This window comes from Peribacillus sp. SRI_006 (assembly GCF_057586375.1).
Genome location: NZ_JBYCZT010000004.1, coordinates 92333 through 110017 on the forward strand (window position 1 = coordinate 92333; position 17685 = coordinate 110017).

17 protein-coding genes are annotated in these 17685 nt (G+C 41.7%); 7 read left to right on the forward strand and 10 right to left on the reverse strand.

Features of this window, described 5'->3' with window-relative positions; all coding sequences use genetic code 11:
* Positions 1–96 precede the first annotated feature (96 nt).
* Complete coding sequence (locus AC2YHV_RS06480; protein WP_278089134.1) at positions 97–765, reverse strand: YdeI/OmpD-associated family protein; 669 nt, start codon at positions 763–765, stop codon at positions 97–99.
* 633 nt (positions 766–1398) lie between these two features.
* On the opposite strand from AC2YHV_RS06480, the gene AC2YHV_RS06485 reads away from it, so the two are divergent.
* Positions 1399–1902, forward strand: coding sequence for a DinB family protein (locus tag AC2YHV_RS06485; protein ID WP_487372838.1), 504 nt, complete (start codon positions 1399–1401; stop codon positions 1900–1902).
* 490 nt (positions 1903–2392) lie between these two features.
* On the opposite strand, the gene AC2YHV_RS06490 is transcribed toward AC2YHV_RS06485, so the two are convergent.
* Together AC2YHV_RS06490 and AC2YHV_RS06495 are read right to left on the reverse strand one after the other, a co-directional pair.
* Entirely contained in the window at positions 2393–2746 is a 354-nt protein-coding gene (locus AC2YHV_RS06490; protein ID WP_400448548.1) for a UTRA domain-containing protein, read from the reverse strand.
* A gap of 207 nt (positions 2747–2953) precedes the next feature.
* A complete protein-coding gene (locus tag AC2YHV_RS06495; RefSeq protein WP_487372839.1) occupies positions 2954–3838 on the reverse strand; it encodes a PHP domain-containing protein in 885 nt (294 codons plus the stop codon).
* 1845 nt (positions 3839–5683) lie between these two features.
* On the opposite strand from AC2YHV_RS06495, the gene guaC reads away from it, so the two are divergent.
* On the forward strand, positions 5684–6667 hold the full coding sequence (gene guaC / locus AC2YHV_RS06500; RefSeq protein ID WP_034309334.1) for a GMP reductase: 984 nt from the start codon (positions 5684–5686) through the stop codon (positions 6665–6667).
* A 49-nt stretch (positions 6668–6716) separates the two neighbouring features.
* Here guaC and AC2YHV_RS06505 read toward each other — a convergent pair whose 3' ends face one another.
* Positions 6717–7061, reverse strand: a complete 345-nt coding sequence (locus tag AC2YHV_RS06505) for a zinc ribbon domain-containing protein YjdM (protein WP_487372840.1) — start codon at positions 7059–7061, stop codon at positions 6717–6719.
* Between the two features lie 156 nt (positions 7062–7217).
* Here AC2YHV_RS06505 and AC2YHV_RS06510 point away from each other — a divergent pair, with 156 nt between their 5' ends.
* The 4 genes from AC2YHV_RS06510 to AC2YHV_RS06525 all read left to right on the forward strand — a co-directional run bounded on the left by AC2YHV_RS06510 (position 7218) and on the right by AC2YHV_RS06525 (position 11706).
* The gene (locus AC2YHV_RS06510; RefSeq protein ID WP_098866443.1) at positions 7218–7907 is read left to right on the forward strand and encodes a response regulator transcription factor; all 690 of its coding nucleotides are present in this window, start codon (positions 7218–7220) and stop codon (positions 7905–7907) included.
* On the forward strand, positions 7904–8908 hold the full coding sequence (locus tag AC2YHV_RS06515) for a sensor histidine kinase (protein WP_278089309.1): 1005 nt from the start codon (positions 7904–7906) through the stop codon (positions 8906–8908). The genes AC2YHV_RS06510 and AC2YHV_RS06515 overlap by 4 nt, the downstream gene beginning before the upstream one ends.
* A gap of 100 nt (positions 8909–9008) precedes the next feature.
* Positions 9009–9770 (forward strand): ABC transporter ATP-binding protein, encoded by a 762-nt coding sequence (locus tag AC2YHV_RS06520; RefSeq protein ID WP_063577649.1) that lies wholly within the window; start codon positions 9009–9011, stop codon positions 9768–9770.
* Positions 9760–11706 carry an FtsX-like permease family protein gene (locus AC2YHV_RS06525; protein ID WP_487372841.1) on the forward strand — a complete coding sequence of 649 codons (1947 nt, stop codon included), beginning with the start codon at positions 9760–9762 and terminating at the stop codon, positions 11704–11706. The genes AC2YHV_RS06520 and AC2YHV_RS06525 overlap by 11 nt, the downstream gene beginning before the upstream one ends.
* 290 nt (positions 11707–11996) lie before the next feature.
* Here AC2YHV_RS06525 and AC2YHV_RS06530 read toward each other — a convergent pair whose 3' ends face one another.
* From AC2YHV_RS06530 to AC2YHV_RS06545, 4 genes are all read right to left on the reverse strand, one after another.
* Positions 11997–13061, reverse strand: coding sequence for an NAD(P)/FAD-dependent oxidoreductase (locus AC2YHV_RS06530; RefSeq protein ID WP_098866446.1), 1065 nt, complete (start codon positions 13059–13061; stop codon positions 11997–11999).
* 210 nt (positions 13062–13271) lie between these two features.
* Entirely contained in the window at positions 13272–13460 is a 189-nt protein-coding gene (locus AC2YHV_RS06535) for a hypothetical protein (RefSeq protein WP_487372842.1), read from the reverse strand.
* Positions 13451–13804, reverse strand: a complete 354-nt coding sequence (locus AC2YHV_RS06540; RefSeq protein ID WP_487372843.1) for an HAD family hydrolase — start codon at positions 13802–13804, stop codon at positions 13451–13453. The genes AC2YHV_RS06535 and AC2YHV_RS06540 overlap by 10 nt, the downstream gene beginning before the upstream one ends.
* A 184-nt stretch (positions 13805–13988) precedes the next feature.
* Positions 13989–14339, reverse strand: coding sequence for a hypothetical protein (locus AC2YHV_RS06545; RefSeq protein WP_487372844.1), 351 nt, complete (start codon positions 14337–14339; stop codon positions 13989–13991).
* 524 nt (positions 14340–14863) lie between these two features.
* Between AC2YHV_RS06545 and AC2YHV_RS06550 the strand changes: the two genes are divergently transcribed.
* Entirely contained in the window at positions 14864–15085 is a 222-nt protein-coding gene (locus tag AC2YHV_RS06550) for a DeoR family transcriptional regulator (RefSeq protein WP_034309346.1), read from the forward strand.
* An 84-nt stretch (positions 15086–15169) separates the two neighbouring features.
* On the opposite strand, the gene AC2YHV_RS06555 is transcribed toward AC2YHV_RS06550, so the two are convergent.
* Together AC2YHV_RS06555 and AC2YHV_RS06560 are read right to left on the reverse strand one after the other, a co-directional pair.
* Positions 15170–15892, reverse strand: a complete 723-nt coding sequence (locus AC2YHV_RS06555) for a pseudouridine synthase (RefSeq protein ID WP_034309348.1) — start codon at positions 15890–15892, stop codon at positions 15170–15172.
* A gap of 123 nt (positions 15893–16015) precedes the next feature.
* Positions 16016–17617, reverse strand: a complete 1602-nt coding sequence (locus AC2YHV_RS06560) for a putative polysaccharide biosynthesis protein (protein WP_268592737.1) — start codon at positions 17615–17617, stop codon at positions 16016–16018.
* Positions 17618–17685 lie beyond the last annotated feature (68 nt).

Below are 17685 nucleotides of genomic sequence, written 5' to 3' on the forward strand. Positions count from 1 at the left end.
CATAATTATTACGATTTAAGTTTCGATTCGGTCTAGTATATGCTTTTGATAGGGTGAAAAGAACAAGAAAAAAGAGAATGGAAGACTTCACCACCCTCATTTATTCCTTCGATATAGATCCCTGCTCTTATAACCCTCTCCTAAAATCGTTTTCATTTCCTGGCGCCGTTTCACTTGTGTCGCCTCTTGTTTTGCACTATACACATAACGGGCCCAATCCTTGCGATACCCTGGCGTAAGTGATTGATAGAACGCAAGCAAATCAGGGGAATCCTGCAAATCTTTCTCAATTTCAGAAATCGTGCCGATATAATCATCTACCGATTGGCTTGCTTTGGCAGAGGGACGGTTTCTATTTTTTGAGTCTTCTTTAAGTCCGACTACCGTAAAGACATCATCCAACCCAACCATACGCGCAAACTTCAGGTCACTCGAGCCAACATACCCTTCATAATCCGCACCAAGGCCCTGCATCAGATCATCACGATGAATATATGTAGCATATTCTTTATTCCCCTTCTTGGGGTACGCCAAAAAAATATAGCCGTTTTTACTTAAATGATTTTTATCGATCACCTTATCCACGATTCTCTTTAAAGAATCCATATCCAATACAAAGGCAAATATAAGATCATAGGCACTTTCATTAAGCTTTGTATCGTAATCCGGCAGCTCTGCTAAATAATCCGCCCCGGCTGGCTGATTCAGGACTGCCACCCGTTCATATTTATGTAAATTCAGTTTTTCAACTATTGTTTTAGCCATTGCATTCACCATCCAATCCTGGTTGATTTTTTCTACCTTCAGTTTATAAGCTTCCCATTGCGTTAGCAACTTTTCTCTAGATAGTATAAAAATCCAAAATTCGATGTGGAAACCTTCCGTATCTTTTCATATAATCATTTCTAGGAAAATATTAACTGTGCTATAATTCAGATATAATAATTTCCAATGTCCAGCATCTATAGATTCTTTTCCCTTTGAATGCCAGCTTCATTTTTCGGTTCATTAGCGGAGGCCCTAGGCGCAATATTCTAAGTAGGCATAAACTCAACTTTTTTGCATAGGCATGATAGGGTATCAAAGCTCCAGAAAAAATGCAGTCCCTGGAAATATAGACTTGACTCCAGATTTGCATTTCTTCCCAAAATTATGAATACCAGTGAAAAATGTCTTTTCGTTGTACTATAAGAGATATCTTTTAACACTCTTCATTAAATAGAAACCATGCTTCAAAACATAGTGTCGCACTCCTTCAATCATCATGAATCCACTTTAAATCAGGTGTTTTTCCCGTAGTTTTTATGCATTCTTTATGCAATCAGATATCCCTTTTTTTCCTATTTCAAAAAATTCAGTGATGCTTACATATGTGGGTGTCACAAAAGGGGAGTTCTCATGAATTATATCGAGTATGATTTGCTATTTGAATCAAGAAAACAGTTAATTGAGGAAATTACGGAGTTGGATGAAAAAACGCTCCACCATAAGCCTGTGCCTGAAGTATGGAACATCGCCCAAATTTGCCATCATTTATATCTTACGGAACAGGTTTTTACAGAAGTTATAGCAAATGGCATTCGGGAAAGGGATTTTAATAATATCATTCAAAAAAACATTTACTTCGTTACTGATAGAACAAGGAAATTCTCATCCCCTGAGGCCATTTCACCCTCTTCAGCCCCATTTCAATTATCGAGCCTCATGGATTTGCTGGCAGAATCAAGGGATCGATTATTACAGGTTCTTTATGATATGGATTCAGATATCCTGTTAAATAGAAAGAAAGCCAAACATCCCCTGTTCGGGGACCTCTCATTGGATCAATGGATTGAGTTATTATCCTTACATGAACAAAGGCATATAAAACAGATTCAAGAAATAAAGACCGCCCTTTTATAAGCCTTTCATGACAAATTAAATAATCAGCCGGAGACTTTTCAAACAAAGAGACCACGTCATTTTGTGGTCTTTTTTCATGCATGCTATGAAACGATCGTGACTGTCGGGGGCTGCACCAAGTGGATAGATTGGCAGAGCCCATATTTCCCTAGCCAGCATTCTAGTATCAAGATGATACTTATAGTTTCCTTTTGATTTGTGTTGCGAAGATTTCAAGACAGATTGCGACGATCAGGATAAAATATGTTTTAGTTTCAAGCTTGCTGCCAAGTGAACGTACGTTAAGAAAGAGTAAATCTTTGTATGAAATTTGTTAAAGCCGGGCCTCGCTATTCAAATTTCGTGCTTTACTCGTGAATTCGGAGCATTTACTCGTGAGTTCTGTACCTTTACTCGTGAAATCGGGGCATTTACTCGTGAATTTCGTACTTTTACTCGTGAATTCAGAGCATTTACTAGTGAATTCGATCGATATCTGGAATGGAAGTTTTTATATAACATATGTGAAACAATCGCTCCGATAGATTTTGACCGTATGCTCAAGGGCTTGATTACTCCGCTTATCCCGGCATAATGATTCCACTTGCAAAAGTGGAATCGAACTTGAACACTGCAAAATATCCCGTTCGAAAAGAGTGGGAAAAATCGCATTCAGCGTGCTCCTGCTGGATCCGAACTTTACAAAGCCGCTCTGCCCATAATATTGAAACATGGAGGTCATATCCGGACCGTCCTTTTCTATTTCAGGAAAAGTTGATTTTGTTACAAAAGATGTATGAAGAGCAAGCGGGAAGTCGTCTATTAACCTAAGCCTGCCAATTTTAAAGACCTTATTTTCCGCCAACAAAAATCCCCCTTTACATATAATTTCCTTGTTACTGTCAGTGTAATGAGAAAATATGAAGCTATCATGATTTTCTTGTAAAAATTACCAGATCGCAAGGAAGCACTTATTTTATCGATCTTTTTCCATACAAGACCCTGTATGTTCAGTCTTTCAAATTCCCAATCCAGCATGTAAGCATGCCGCTTTCACAGAAAATTCCTGGTTTCATAGATCGATATTTTTCAATACCACATCATTAATGGCCATGCTTTTTTTCCTTACTTTCAAAGCATTCACACATTCCGTTCCAGGGCTCATACTGCCAAGCCGAATCGGCTTTTCCCCATAATCCCCATGAAAATCGGAACCTCCTGTTTTAATGAGATTATATTGATCTGCATATGAAATCGCTCTTTCCTCTTCTGCATGACCATGATGCGGGTGAAGAACTTCAATCCCTTCAAGCCCTGCTTTTACAAGATCAGGGATAATTTCGAAGCTCCCGTATTGTCCAGGGTGAGCAAGGACAGGGACGCCTCCGGCAACACGAATCGCCTTCACAGCCAGTATGGCATCCACATACTCCATAGGAATAAAGGCAATGCCCGGCTCTTCCCCATTTTGGCCGCGGCTGAAGATTTTCTTATACAAATCTCCATAGATAGAATCCGTATACCCCGATTCCCGAAGCGCCAGCATAATATGCTGTTTATAAACACCGGTTCCTCCCCTGAATTTAGATACCTGATCCCAAGTTATTCGATATCCTGCATGAATCAGCCGTTCCACCATTTTTTCAGAAGCTGCATTCCTCTTTTCAATCAGTGGATTACATAAATCCTCAAGGGCCTTATGACCAGGCTCGACAAAATAGCCCAAAATATGTACACGCCTTCCTCTTGCAAAGTCATAACCGGAAACTTCGATACCAGGGATGATTTCAATACCTATTTCCTTACCCCGTTCCGCCATCTCTTGCAATCTCATTGTTGTATCGTGATTCGTAATCGCTAAATGGCCAATGCTCTCCCTTTTTGCAACCTCCAATAGTTCTTCAAAAGAACTGGAACCATCTGAAACGTTCGTATGACAATGTAATTCAACCTTCATGCCAATCCCCCATTCTTATTCGTTACCCATTTTCATTTTAACTTAGTGCCATGTCGGTCAACGTTAAGATGATGTAAAAAAACGTAAAGGTGTAAAAGTCGTCCTGATTGGTGAAAATACTTAAGTATTTCAAGCTGCAGACAAAAAATTTCCAGTTGTTTCAGAAACCCGCTCCCTTTCCGTCGACTGTCTGCCAAGCCTCATCAAAGCAAGCGCCTTTGGTGTCTTGGCTAGCCAGTTTTTCGGTAGGAGTGTCGCATATTTCTTCCATCCATTAAGGAGTACAGGGAAAAATATGAAAGATAAACTAGTCTTAAATAGGGTTCGGAATAAGACGAACCTGCAGTTTTTTCTTTAAAAAATTCCAGTTGATTTCAGAAATCCGCTCCCTTTCCGCCGACTGTCTGCCAAGCCTCCTCGACGCAAGCGTCTGTGGGGTCTCGGCTAGCCAGTTTTTCGGCTGGAGTGTCGCATATTTCTTCCATCCATTAAGGAGTACAAGAAAAAACATGAAAGATAAACTAGTCTTAAATAGGGTTCGGAATAAGACGAACCTGCAGTTTTTTCTTTAAAAAATTCCACTTGATTTCAGAAACCCGCTCCCTTTCCGCCGACTGGCTGCCAAGCCACATCAAAGCAAACGCCTGTGGGGTCTCGGCTAGCCAGTTTTTCGGCAGGAGTGTCGCATATTTCTTCCATCCATTAAGGAGTACAGGTGAAAAACTTAAAGGATAAACTAGTCTAAAACTTGTTCGGAATAGACCAGCCTGCAGTTTTTTCTAGAAAACATTCCTTTTGATTACAGAAATCCGCATCCCTTTCCGCCGACCGTATGCCAAGCCTCATCAAAGCAAGCGCCTTTGGTGTCTTGGCTAGCCAGTTATTCGGCAGGAGTGGCGCATATTTCTTCCATCCATTAAGGAGTACAGGTGAAAAACTTAAAGGATAAACTAGTCTAAAACTTGGTTCGGAATAGACCAGCCTGCAGTTTTTTCAATAACACAAAGTTGATTGGAACGTAAGGCACGAGACTCCTGCGGGAAAAGCGCGGCATGGGAGACCCCGCAGGCGCACCGAGGCTCCCGCCCGCCCGCGGAAAGCGAGTGCCTGGAGTGGAAATCAACGTTCCCATTTTACAAACGCACTTTGTAGACAAAAGGGTTCTATCTAAATAAAACAATGTTGATTGGAACGTAAGGCACGAGACTCCTGCGGGAAAAGCGCGGCATGGGAGACCCCGCAGGCGCACCGAGGCTCCCGCCCGCGGAAAGCGAGTGCCTGGAGGGGAAATCAACGTTCCCATTTTACAAACGCACTTTGTAAGACAAAAGGGTTCTATCTAAATAAAACAAAGTTGATTGGAACGTAAGGCACGAGACTCCTGCGGGAAAAGCGTGGCATGGGAGACCCCGCAGGCGTGCCGAGGAGGCTCCAGCCCGCCCGCGGAAAGCGAGTGCCTGGAGGGGAAATCAACGTTCCCATTTTACAAACGCAATTTGTAGACAAAAGGGTTCTATCTAAATAAAAACAAAGTTGATTGGAACGTAAGGCACGAGACTCCTGCGGGAAAAGCGCGGCATGGGAGACCCCGCAGGCGCCCCGAGGAGGCTCCCGGACCGCCCGTGGAAAGCGAGTGCCTGAAGTGGAAATCAACGTTCCAAAGTAACATATTCATTCGTCCTTTTCAGCTCCCTACCCTGTTACGGATTTCCCATTAAGTTGAAATAAAATCAGAACAAAACCAATAAAATTTTTGACTTACTGTCAAAAATGATGTACATTACCTAATGGGCGAACAATTTTTATTAAAAAAGACAAAAATATTCGTATATAGAGGTGCATAACATGGAAAACGTGTTTGATTATGAAGATATTCAATTAATTCCTGCAAAATGTGTAGTAAATAGCCGTTCTGAGTGTGATACATCCGTTACTTTAGGTAAACATACATTCAAGTTACCTGTAGTACCTGCCAATATGCAAACGATCATTGATGAAAAGATTGCCATTTACTTGGCTGAAAACGGTTACTTTTATGTAATGCATCGTTTTGAGCCAGAAAAACGACTGACTTTCATTAAAGACATGCATTCAAGAGAATTGATCGCATCCATCAGTGTCGGCGTTAAAGAAGAAGAATACGGATTCATCGAACAATTATCGAATGACAACATTGTACCTGAATACATTACGATAGATATAGCGCACGGACATTCCAATGCCGTGATAAAAATGATACAGCATATTAAAAAACATTTACCTGAAAGTTTTGTCATTGCAGGAAATGTGGGAACTCCTGAAGCGGTACGTGAATTGGAACATGCAGGTGCGGATGCTACAAAGGTGGGCATTGGACCAGGGAAAGTATGCATCACTAAAATCAAGACTGGATTTGGAACGGGCGGCTGGCAATTAGCTGCACTTCGCTGGTGTGCAAAAGCGGCAAGCAAGCCAATCATCGCTGACGGCGGCATTCGCACGAACGGTGATATTGCCAAATCAGTTAGATTTGGAGCTTCAATGGTCATGATCGGTTCACTATTTGCCGGACATGAAGAATCTCCAGGTCAAACGATCGAGAAAGATGGAAAGGCCTTTAAAGAATACTTTGGTTCAGCTTCGGAATTCCAAAAAGGTGAAAAGAAAAACGTTGAAGGCAAAAAGATGTTTGTTGAGCACAAAGGATCTTTGGAAGATACGTTGAAGGAAATGGAACAAGATCTTCAGTCATCCATTTCATATGCAGGCGGTACCAAATTGGAAGCCATCCGGAATGTGGATTATGTGGTCGTTAAGAATTCAATCTTTAACGGTGACAAAGTTTATTAAGAAGTAATTTAAAAAAACGGCCTAATCAATGGATTAGGCCGTTTTTTTATCATTTCACCTTTTTAACAAATTGGGATTTTAATTTCATTGCACCAAAACCATCTATTTTACAATCAATATCATGATCTCCATCAACTAGACGGATGCTTTTGACTTTAGTGCCCATTTTTAAGACGGATGAGCTCCCTTTCACTTTAAGGTCCTTGATTACCGTAACGGTATCACCGTCGTTCAAGGCATTTCCATTAGCATCTTTGATAACCTTCTTTTGATCACCATTTTCCGTTTCCGCTTCCACTGTCCATTCATGGGCGCATTCCGGGCAAACTAAAAGACTGCCGTCTTCGTATGTATATTCTGAATCACATGCAGGGCAATTAGGAAAATCAGACATAAATTCACTTCCTCCATTCATTATGCCAATTTTAATATAATAATAGTTTACACACAACCAGTAGTTTATTACCTCCCTTGTCCCTCCCTTCCTCTAGAACCTATAAAGGTTTTACTATATACTTTTAAGAAAAAGCTGGAAAGTGCGGTGAACCCCTTGTTTAAACTTCTATTGATAGAAGATGATACAACGTTATTCAATGAAATTAAAGATAGATTGGCGCAATGGTCTTATGATATTTACGGAATCGGCGATTTTAGTAAAGTGGTTCAGGAATTCACGGACATAAAACCTGATTTGGTCATCATTGATATCCAGTTGCCGAAGTTTGACGGATTTCATTGGTGCAGAATGATCCGGGCCCATTCCAATGTTCCCATCATCTTTTTATCATCACGTGATCATCCTACGGACATGGTGATGTCCATGCAGCTTGGAGCTGATGATTTTATCCAGAAGCCTTTTCATTTCGATGTACTCATCGCGAAGATACAGGCCACCCTTCGCCGTGTCTATAATTACAATACGGAAAAGATCGAATTGAAAACGTGGTGCGGCGCCACCGTGGATTACGAAAAGAACACGGTTTCGGCCGAGACGGGCACAATCGAATTGACGAAAAATGAAATTTTCATCTTGAAAAAGCTCATTGAACAGAAAAACAAGATCGTAAGCCGCGAGGAATTGATCAACAGCTTATGGGATGACAAACGTTTCATAAGCGATAACACCCTTACAGTGAATGTGAACCGTTTACGAAAGAGGCTGGATGAACTGGATTTAGGGCATTTTATCGAAACGAAGGTCGGACAGGGCTATATCGCCGTGGAAGTGGCAAATGCATGATCGGAAAATATCTCGTGGAAAGGTTCAGCTGGATCACATTCTACATACTTCTTCATCTATTCATTATCTTTGTCGCCTATCTTGATTCGGCCATTCCGTTAAGGCCCATACTGTATATTGTTTTTTTATCATTGCTCATGTTCAGTATGTTTTTGATTTTCCGCTATAAAAAGGAAACCTACTTTTATAAAAGTTTAGAAGCACGGGAAGACAACCTGGATATAACGAATATTGCCGAACCAGAGAGCCCTTTCGAAAAAATCATAGAAAACAGCATTTTTAACCAAACCGAATTATTGAAGAAATCCGCAGCAATCGGTCAAATGACTTTAGAGCAGGAGAAGGATGAATTATTATCTTGGATTCATGAAGTGAAGACACCATTGACGGCGATGCATTTAATGATTGACCGCTTGGATGATGGATTGCTGAAATCACACTTGACTTATGAGTGGCTGCGCATTCATCTTCTTCTTGATCAGCAGCTCCATCAAAGGCGCATGCCTTTCATCGAAAATGATTTGTATATAGAGAAAACCGATTTGGAAACAATAATCTTTGATGAGATTAAAACCCTGCGGTCATGGTGCATTCAAAAAGGAATCGGCTTCGAGATACAATTGGACGTATCCGAAGTGCTTAGTGATGCCAAGTGGCTGGCCTTCATCATGAGGCAGCTCTTGACCAACTCCATTAAATACAGTGAAAACTCAGATATCATGATATATAGCCATGAGCGAGCTGGACAAACGGTTCTGGAAGTGCAGGATTCCGGACGGGGCATTGACCCAAAGGATATATCCCGCATATTTGATAAAGGATTTACATCCACGACAAATCATCGTGACAGTGCGGCAACCGGCATGGGTCTATATTTAACCAAGAATGCGGCCGAGTCCCTATTCATCTCCATTGATGTGAAATCAGAGCTTGGAACCGGGACGACCGTTACCTTGACCTTCCCAAAAAGAAATGATTTCGTGAATATCACAAGCATGTGACAAAAGTGTCACATGCTTTTATTCTTTGTTCGTCCAAACGAAGGAAAAGAAATACATGGCCTTTTATAATGAGGATATAGAAAAAAAGGAGAGTATCCAAATGAATATATTAGAAGCGAAAAAAATCCATAAAAGCTATGGTAATAAATTCAATAAACAAGAAGTATTAAAGGGTCTTGATATAAGCATACAAAAAGGTGAATTCGTAAGCATCATGGGTGCTTCCGGTTCAGGAAAAACGACTTTGCTGAATGTCCTTTCCTCCATCGATAAAATCAGCAACGGCACCATTACGATCGATGGTAAAGAGATTTCAGGGATGAAAGAAAAGAATTTGGCCGAATTCCGTAAGAACCACTTGGGCTTCATTTTCCAGGAATATAACCTATTGGACACATTGACTGTCAAAGAAAATATCCTCTTGCCCTTATCCATTACAAAAACGCCCAATAATGAAGCGGCACAAAAGTTTGATAGCGTGGCGAAGGAACTGGGCATATATGAAGTGAAGGATAAATACCCAAATGAAATTTCCGGTGGTCAAAAACAGCGTACGTCTGCAGCGCGGGCTTTCATCCATGATCCAAGCATCATTTTTGCGGATGAACCGACTGGGGCGCTTGACTCCAAATCAGCTTCCGATTTACTGAACAAACTGAGCGAAATGAATAAAAAGCACAAAGCGACCATCATCATGGTAACCCATGATCCCGTGGCCGCCAGTTATTGCAGCCGAGTCATTTTCATTAAAGACGGACAAATCTATACCCAATTGAATAAAGGTGAACAATCCAGACAAACCTTCTTCAAGGACATCATGAAAACACAAGGTGTATTGGGAGGGGTTCAAAATGAGCATTAATCAACTCATCTTGCGAAATCTGAAGAAGAATCTGAAGAACTATTATCTGTATGTGTTTGCCCTGGTCTTCAGCGCTTCCCTGTACTTTGCTTTCGTCACCTTGCAATATGACCCAGCGCTGGATGAAGCGGAGGGTACGGTGAAAGGGGCCGCCTCCATCAAGGCAGCATCGATCCTGCTTGTTGCGATAGTTTCCATATTCCTTTTATATGCCAATAGCATTTTCATTAAAAGACGCAGTAAAGAAATTGGCTTATTCCAATTGATAGGCATGACGAAGAACAGGATATTCCGTATCCTGAGTGTGGAAAACCTGATCCTGTATTTCTGTTCCGTATTCCTGGGAATCTTTGTAGGGTTTGCCGCTTCAAAATTGATCATCATGATCCTATTTAAAATAATGGGTGTCCAGGCAATCGCGACTCTTAACTTTTCTTTTCAGCCGCTAGTGCAAACCTTGCTCGTTTTTAGCGCCATCTATCTTTTAATCATGTTGATGAATTATGCCTTCATTAAAAAGCAAACCATTCTATCATTATTTAGAGTGACTTCCATGACGGAAGGAAAAGTGAAAAAAGTTTCTATGGTCGAAATGATCATCGGGATATTCGGGATCGCCCTGATCATTGCTGGCTATGTCATTTCATCCAAATTATTCGATGGAGCATTTACACAGATGACCGAGCTTTTCATGGCCATGATCGTCATTCTGGCAACCGTCATCATCGGTACCTACCTATTCTATAAAGGATCCGTAAGCTTCATCTTTAATATCGTCCGTAAAAAGAAAAATGGCTATTTGAACATCAATGAAGTATTGTCCCTTTCATCCATTATGTTCCGGATGAAATCAAATGCGATATTATTGACGATCATCACGACCGTTTCCGCTTTGGCAATCGGTTTATTATCATTAAGCTATATCTCCTACTACTCAGCGGAGAAAATGGCACAAAGCAGTATCCCTACCGATTTTTCGATGACGGATATGGGAGATGCGGATAAATTCAAAGAGGCTTTATCAGACAGTAAAATTGATTATGACGCAAAGGTGATTGACGTCATTCAGGTGGATGTCAATGTAAAGGAAATAATGGAAACGAGCCTCGAAGGAGTGAACTTCGATTCGGACATCATGACCGTTCCCGTCATCAGTGATGAATCGGTTAAAGGAATCAACCTTGCTGAAGATGAGACCCTTTTCAGCGGATACAGTAATATGATGGAGAAGGTCATATCCTTGAAGGATTCCGGAAAGATTGAACTGAAGGGCAAGAATGAAGTAATTCCGCAAACATATATAGGTTTGAATGATGATACCTTCCTGTCCTATTACTTCACGAGTGGCGGATTGCCCGTTGCGATTGTAGACCAAACGATATTCGACCGTTTGAAAAAGGATATCGACCCGAAAATCCAAAAAGTATCATCCGTTAATATCGGCATTGATGTGAAGGATGAAGCTGAACTTGAAAAAGCGAATGATCTATTCAAAAGGATGAGTTTCAAAGAAGAACATGTGAATGATTCCCAATTGAAAATGTTCAACACCCAGAAGAAGAATATGGGCCTTATCATGTTCATCGTCGGCTTCTTGGGATTAACCTTCCTCATTACCTCCGGCTGTATCCTCTATTTCAAACAAATGGATGAAAGTGAAGGTGAAAAATCCAATTATACGATCTTAAGAAAACTGGGATTCACGAGAGGTGACTTACTAAAGGGAATCCAAGCAAAACAAGTTTTCAATTTCGGTATTCCTTTAATCGTCGGGCTGCTTCACAGTTATTTCGCAGTCCAATCAGGATGGTTCTTGTTCGGGACCGAAGTTTGGACACCGATGATCATCGTCATGGCATTATACACGGCATTGTATTCGATCTTCGGAATCCTATCCGTATTTCATTACAAGAAGGTCATTAAAGAATCTCTATAATTTCGAAGATACTAAAAGCTCCAGGGCCAATGATTCCTTGGAGCTTTTAAACTGTAGAAAAATCCGGAGAAAAGTCAGTTCGCCTAAAATTTTTCTAAAAAAACATTCCAGTTGATTGGAACGGTGGGTACGAGACTCCTGCGGGAAAAGCGTGTCCAAGGGAGATCCCGCAGGCGCAAAGAGCGCCGAGGGCGGCCCTCCGCGGAAAGCGAGTGCCTGGAGTGGAAATCAACGTTCAAATTGTACAAACCCTCAATGAAGTTCCAGCTGCTTTCAGAAATCCGCTCCCTTTAAAGTACCCCAGCCGGTTTCATCATTTCCTTGATCAATTCCCTGTTGCGCTTTTTAAAGATTTCATTATGGGAAGAAACCATCCCCACACCGTGAGCATCAGGCTGGATAAATTGCTTTGCCTTGTTTACGGCATTTGCAGCATCTTGAAAAGTGCCTGCTATCAGGTTCAATTTACCTTCATGCTTAAGGATATCACCCGCTGCGTATATTCCATCCATCGAAGATTCACTTGCAGGAGTACCTTCAATATAATAGTTGTCGGCAATGGCAATATCGACTTTACTATTTTGAAGCAGCGATGTATCACGCTCATAACCATGATTGATGATGACTTCATCGATCGGCAAGTAAGAAACTTCTCCCGTTGCGTGATTCGTCAGTTCAACATGTTCAATTGATTGATGATCATCGCAGGCGATCAATTTTGTAATCGTCGTATTCAAGAAACAAACAGCAGAGCTTTCCATCAATTGTCTTGCTTGTGATTCATGTCCTGCTAAACTATCTTTCCTGTATGTCAGATAGACCTTTTTGGCGATGGGCTCTAATTCATTTGCCCAGTCTATGGCAGAATTCCCGCCGCCTGAAATGATCACCGTCTTATCCTTGAAACGATTGAAAGACTTGACAGTATAGTTTAAATTGGAGACTTCAAACCTTTCTGCCCCGTCTATTTCCAACTTTTGCGGATTCAGGATTCCGCCGCCAACCGCGACAATGATCGTCTTGGAAAAGTGCACTTGACCTGAAGCCGTATGTAAAACGAAGATGCCTTCTTCATTACGTGTGATTGATTCCACTTTCTCATTCAAGACGACTGTTGGATTGAATGTTAAACCTTGCTCCACTAGCTGCTCAATTAATTTTTCCCCAGTAGTCGGTGTCAGCCCTCCAACATCCCAAATCATCTTCTCTGGATAGACATGAATTTTCCCGCCCAGCCGTGGCTGGTATTCAATCAGTTTAACTTTCATTTCTCTAAGTCCGCTATAAAAAGTGGAGTAAAGGCCTGCTGGCCCTCCCCCAATAACCGTTACATCAAATAAATCCTGCTGTTCCATCTACGTCCACTCCCCGGCAACCAAGTGTGATTGATTATCATTCTCATTTAATCGTACACTCTTTTCTCACTTTTTACAATAAGCAGGCGAGTTAAATTTCAAAAAAAACGATCCATTCTGCACGTATGTATGAAATTAGGGAAAAAAAAGTGCAGCCATCCTTCATCCCTACTCAAGGATGAAAGTTGCTGCACCTTCTCGCACTGAATGCTAGTTTGAACGAGGTCTTTTCCCGTCCGATATAAGAAGATTGATATGATCTATGAGTTCAGGTAGTTCCTCCATCGTTTTGATGGTGAAGTCTGCCCCGTTTTTCAAAAAAATATCTGCCGTTTTAGAGATGAGATCTTGTTTATCTCTTTCTGGCAAACTTGTATACTCATCTAAACTCAATCCCATCTCAGAGCTTCCGACAATGACTCCGACCGTCCATACCCAGCATTCACTCCCTCTTGCATGTCGGAAATGGTATCGCCTACCTTCACTACCTTCCATGATGCCGCTAATTTCAATTTTTCCATATTCCGATAGATCATGTAAGGGTATGGCCTTCCAATCGAATGGGTTGCATCCGGGGTTACATGGAAATCGGGCCCATACCCTTTTTTCAAAGCATTTGCTGTGACGACCTCCATCATTGTATCGGTATATCCCGTTGTCGACCCAATCTTCAGGCCGCGATTCCTTAATGCTTCCACTGTCTCGATAACCCCTGGAATGGCCTGCGGGAAAAGCGAGTCCAAGGGAGACCCCACAGGCGCAAGTGCGCCGCGGGCGGACCGCCCGCGGAAAGCGAGTGCCCTACGTTCCAATCAACGTCTAAATTTGTACAAGCAAAAAAAAACTGAAGACAAATTCGATTTTCTTCGAGTTTGTCTTCAGTCTGAAATGCCCTTTCATTCCGGGGCATTTTCATGATCCAATTGATTAATTTACGAAAAGATATAACTTCCTATGATATTCCTCAAATGCCTGCTGGTCCTTTTCCGTGTAGTCCATCCACTTCACTCTCTTGCATCTTTCCTCTAATCTCTCATTCAGTTCTTCTTCTATTTCATTCATGAAACGGATGATTTCCCCATAGGGCATATTGAAATGACGGGCTGCAAGCCTGGGCGGGGAATGCTTGACCAGCAATCTCATGAATTGATCGACCGTGTCCGCCTTCGATGCAAGATAATCTTCTTCGTTCACGATGAATTCATACACTTGTTTTTTGACGCCAGAAAGTCTGGTTACTTCGTCGCGCAATAAAAACTCCATTAATCTATCGTTCATATGGCTCTACCTCGAATTGGTTTATATTTAAATCCTCTTGGATATGTATGAAAAGTCTATACTGCCCGATACCTCATTATGACATCGTAACGGCAAGCCATCAAGCAATTCCTCCATCAACACATAAAGCGTAATAATTACGATTTAAAGACCGTTTTAAGTAAAATAACATGCATATGCTTTAAAAGTCAACGTTTGTATTGTGTGCATAGCAAGCATTCTTTATTGGCAAAATATGAGCATGAACAAATGGAACAGCTCTTTATTAATTTTGTATAGGCAATGAGAATAATTTTGTTAAAATTTGATATAATAAATGTAATATTTAGTCAATTAGTATTTTTCCCTAGAATTTGCTTTTGCAAAGGGGTAGAATGAAGCTAATGACATCTTATTTTTTCTAATGTTTCCGAGGAGTTATAGGGTGGGTATAGCAAGTACATAGTGACAGCTGGAATGCTGTCCGACATATCGGTTGTTTTCATTTGTTCAAAATAACAATGAAAAGAATAAGGAGTGATTTTTTGAAACCTTCAACAAATCGCATGTTAACCCGTATTAAATCCGTTTATATGTTCATTAGCAATAACGGTACGGTTTCTACTCAAGAGCTTGTAGAAGAATTTGGCATCACTCCTCGAACTGTGCAGCGCGATTTAAATGTCTTAGCATACAATGACCTTGTTCAAAGCCCAAGCCGAGGCCTTTGGACGACAACAAGTAAAAAGGTGAAGATGTCATCGTAAAAAGAACGACCACCCGAACAAGATCGATATGTAAAATACTTTGAGGCGGACAATATTGTCCGCCTCATTTTTTGTGTCCAGCTATCATTCAGCCGGTTGGCCCGCCTTTAACTGTTCAAGCTCCTCCGCCGTCAATTCACGGTATTCACCAAGCTCGAGTTCCTCATCAAGCTGTAAACTCCCCATGGAAAGACGCTTTAGGTAGACGACACGTTTGCCAACGGCCTCAAACATCCGCTTCACCTGATGGAACTTCCCTTCCATGATCGTTAGCTCGATATCCGATGTCAGGCCTGATTTTAAAATGTTCAATTCTCCTGGTTTTGTTTCGTATCCATCATCCAAGGTCACTCCGTTGCGGAATGCCTCGATATCCCGTTCCGTTACTTCGCCATCAATGACCGCAAAATATGTTTTAGGGACATGTTTCTTTGGGGAAAGCAGTTGGTGGGCAAGCTTTCCGTCATTCGTGATCAGCAATAAACCTTCTGTGTCCTTATCAAGACGGCCTACAGGAAATGGCTCGAATACCGAATCTTCCGGCTCCAAGATGTCGATGACCGTTTCTTGGTAGTTATCTTCCGTTGCGGACAATACGCCCGGCGGTTTATTCATCATTAAATAAATGAATTCCCTGTATTCAACCCGTTCACCATGAACCGTCACGTTTTCCGTATCAGGGTCCACTTGTTCCTTAGGATCCTTAATCAGCCTTTCATTAACCTTGACGGCGCCGGATTTCAGGAGCTTTTTCACTTCTTTCCTGCTGCCATAACCAATATTGGATAAAATCTTATCTATTCTCATCGTTTCCTCCTAAAGCCTTTTTCAGTAAAAAGCCTTGCCCACTTTAATGACAGGCAAGGCCAATATATTTTAATCGGGGATTCACCATTCAATACCCTTTTTTTTACACATCAAACTTCCAGCTTACAATCCTAATTTAGCTTTTAACCGATCGATCCGGGCACCGAACAAACGATGGGCAAGTTTGCTTTTCAAGGAAAGAGCCGCATAAACGAGCGCTCCAAAAATTGCACAAACGGCCACGATCAAAATCGCCTGGAAGCGCCCTTCCGTTGTAAGCCATAGCGATAGTAAAATGTTCATGCCCCAGGCAGCCAGTCCCATTATTATTGAAAAAACTGATATTAAAACAGATCTCCTGATGGTAAGGCTGTAACGATATCCAGTAAAGTAGGTAATGACATACAAATTCAGCAGCACGGCAGCCAAGTAGCCGAATGCCGTAGCGTAAACGGATCCTTCCGTTTCAAACAACTTGATCAATGGGATATTCAAGCTCAATTTGATTAAAAAGCCCACAAGCAGGCTGAGCACTGTATATTTTTGCTGATTGATCCCTTGTAATACAGCTGCCGAAACGGAAAAAAGTGCAAACAAGATGGAAACGGGCGCATATGCCTTCAGGACACTGATTCCAAGTGGATCATGGCTGTAAAAGGCACTATAGATCGGATCGGCCAGCACAGACATGCCAACGACTGCTGGAATCGTAATGAACAGCAAAATTTGAAAGGCTTGGTTCAGCTGGCGGTTGAACTCGTTTGAATCCTCGCTTACATATGCCTTCGTCACCGAAGGAAGAAGCGCCATCGAAAACCCGGTTGCAAGCGTCATCGGAATCAAGACAAGCTTCTGGGCATACACATTCAACACCCCTAGTGCATCCTCAGCAACATGCTGCAGCCCGATCGACGACATCGCCTTATTGAAAGACAATAAGTCAGCCAACTGAAACATTGGCATCGCGATTCCGACGAATATGAAAGGAATCGACGAAAGGAATATTTCTTTATAAATCTCCTTCAGGGAAATTTCCATCGTTCCCCTGTCTTTCTTCATCAAGCTGTCCAAATATGGTTTTTGTTTTTTCCAATACCAAAATAACACCACTAAACCGCCAACAGCCCCGACCGTCGCCGCGAAGGTAGCTATTTGGATGGCTCTCACTAACTCTCCGTCAAGGACATTCAAAACAACATACACACCGGCCAGAAGGAACACGATGCGGACAATTTGTTCGACAACCTGGGAAATGGCCGTTGGTTCCATCGCTTCATGCCCTTGAAAGAAGCCGCGGATGATGCTCATGAACGGTACAAAAATCAAGGCGAAGCTGACTGCCCTAATGATCTCCGTGACATCCGCAGCATCTTCCGGCTTGACCCCAAAGACTCCAGTAAACAGCGGGGCCATCGTATAGAGAATCAAAAAAGCGAGAAAACCGGTGATTACCATTAATTTCAGGCTCGATTTAAATAACTTCTCACCGACTGCGTATTCCTCGAGCGCATTATACTTCGAGATGAATTTAGATACTGCAAGCGGCATGCCTGCCGTTGCAAAGCTAATGAAAATGGTATAGGGAACGTACCCATATTGATAGAGGGTAGCCCCTTTATTCCCAACCATATGTTCAAATGGGATGACATAAAATAAACCAAGAATCTTGGAAATGATCGCTCCCAGCGTTAATATAAAAGCCCCTTTTAAAAACTTAGATGACATCTAATCCCTTCCTGCCTCTGTCAGTTACGTTTCACACGCTCTTTATCTTATCATATTAAAGTATTTTT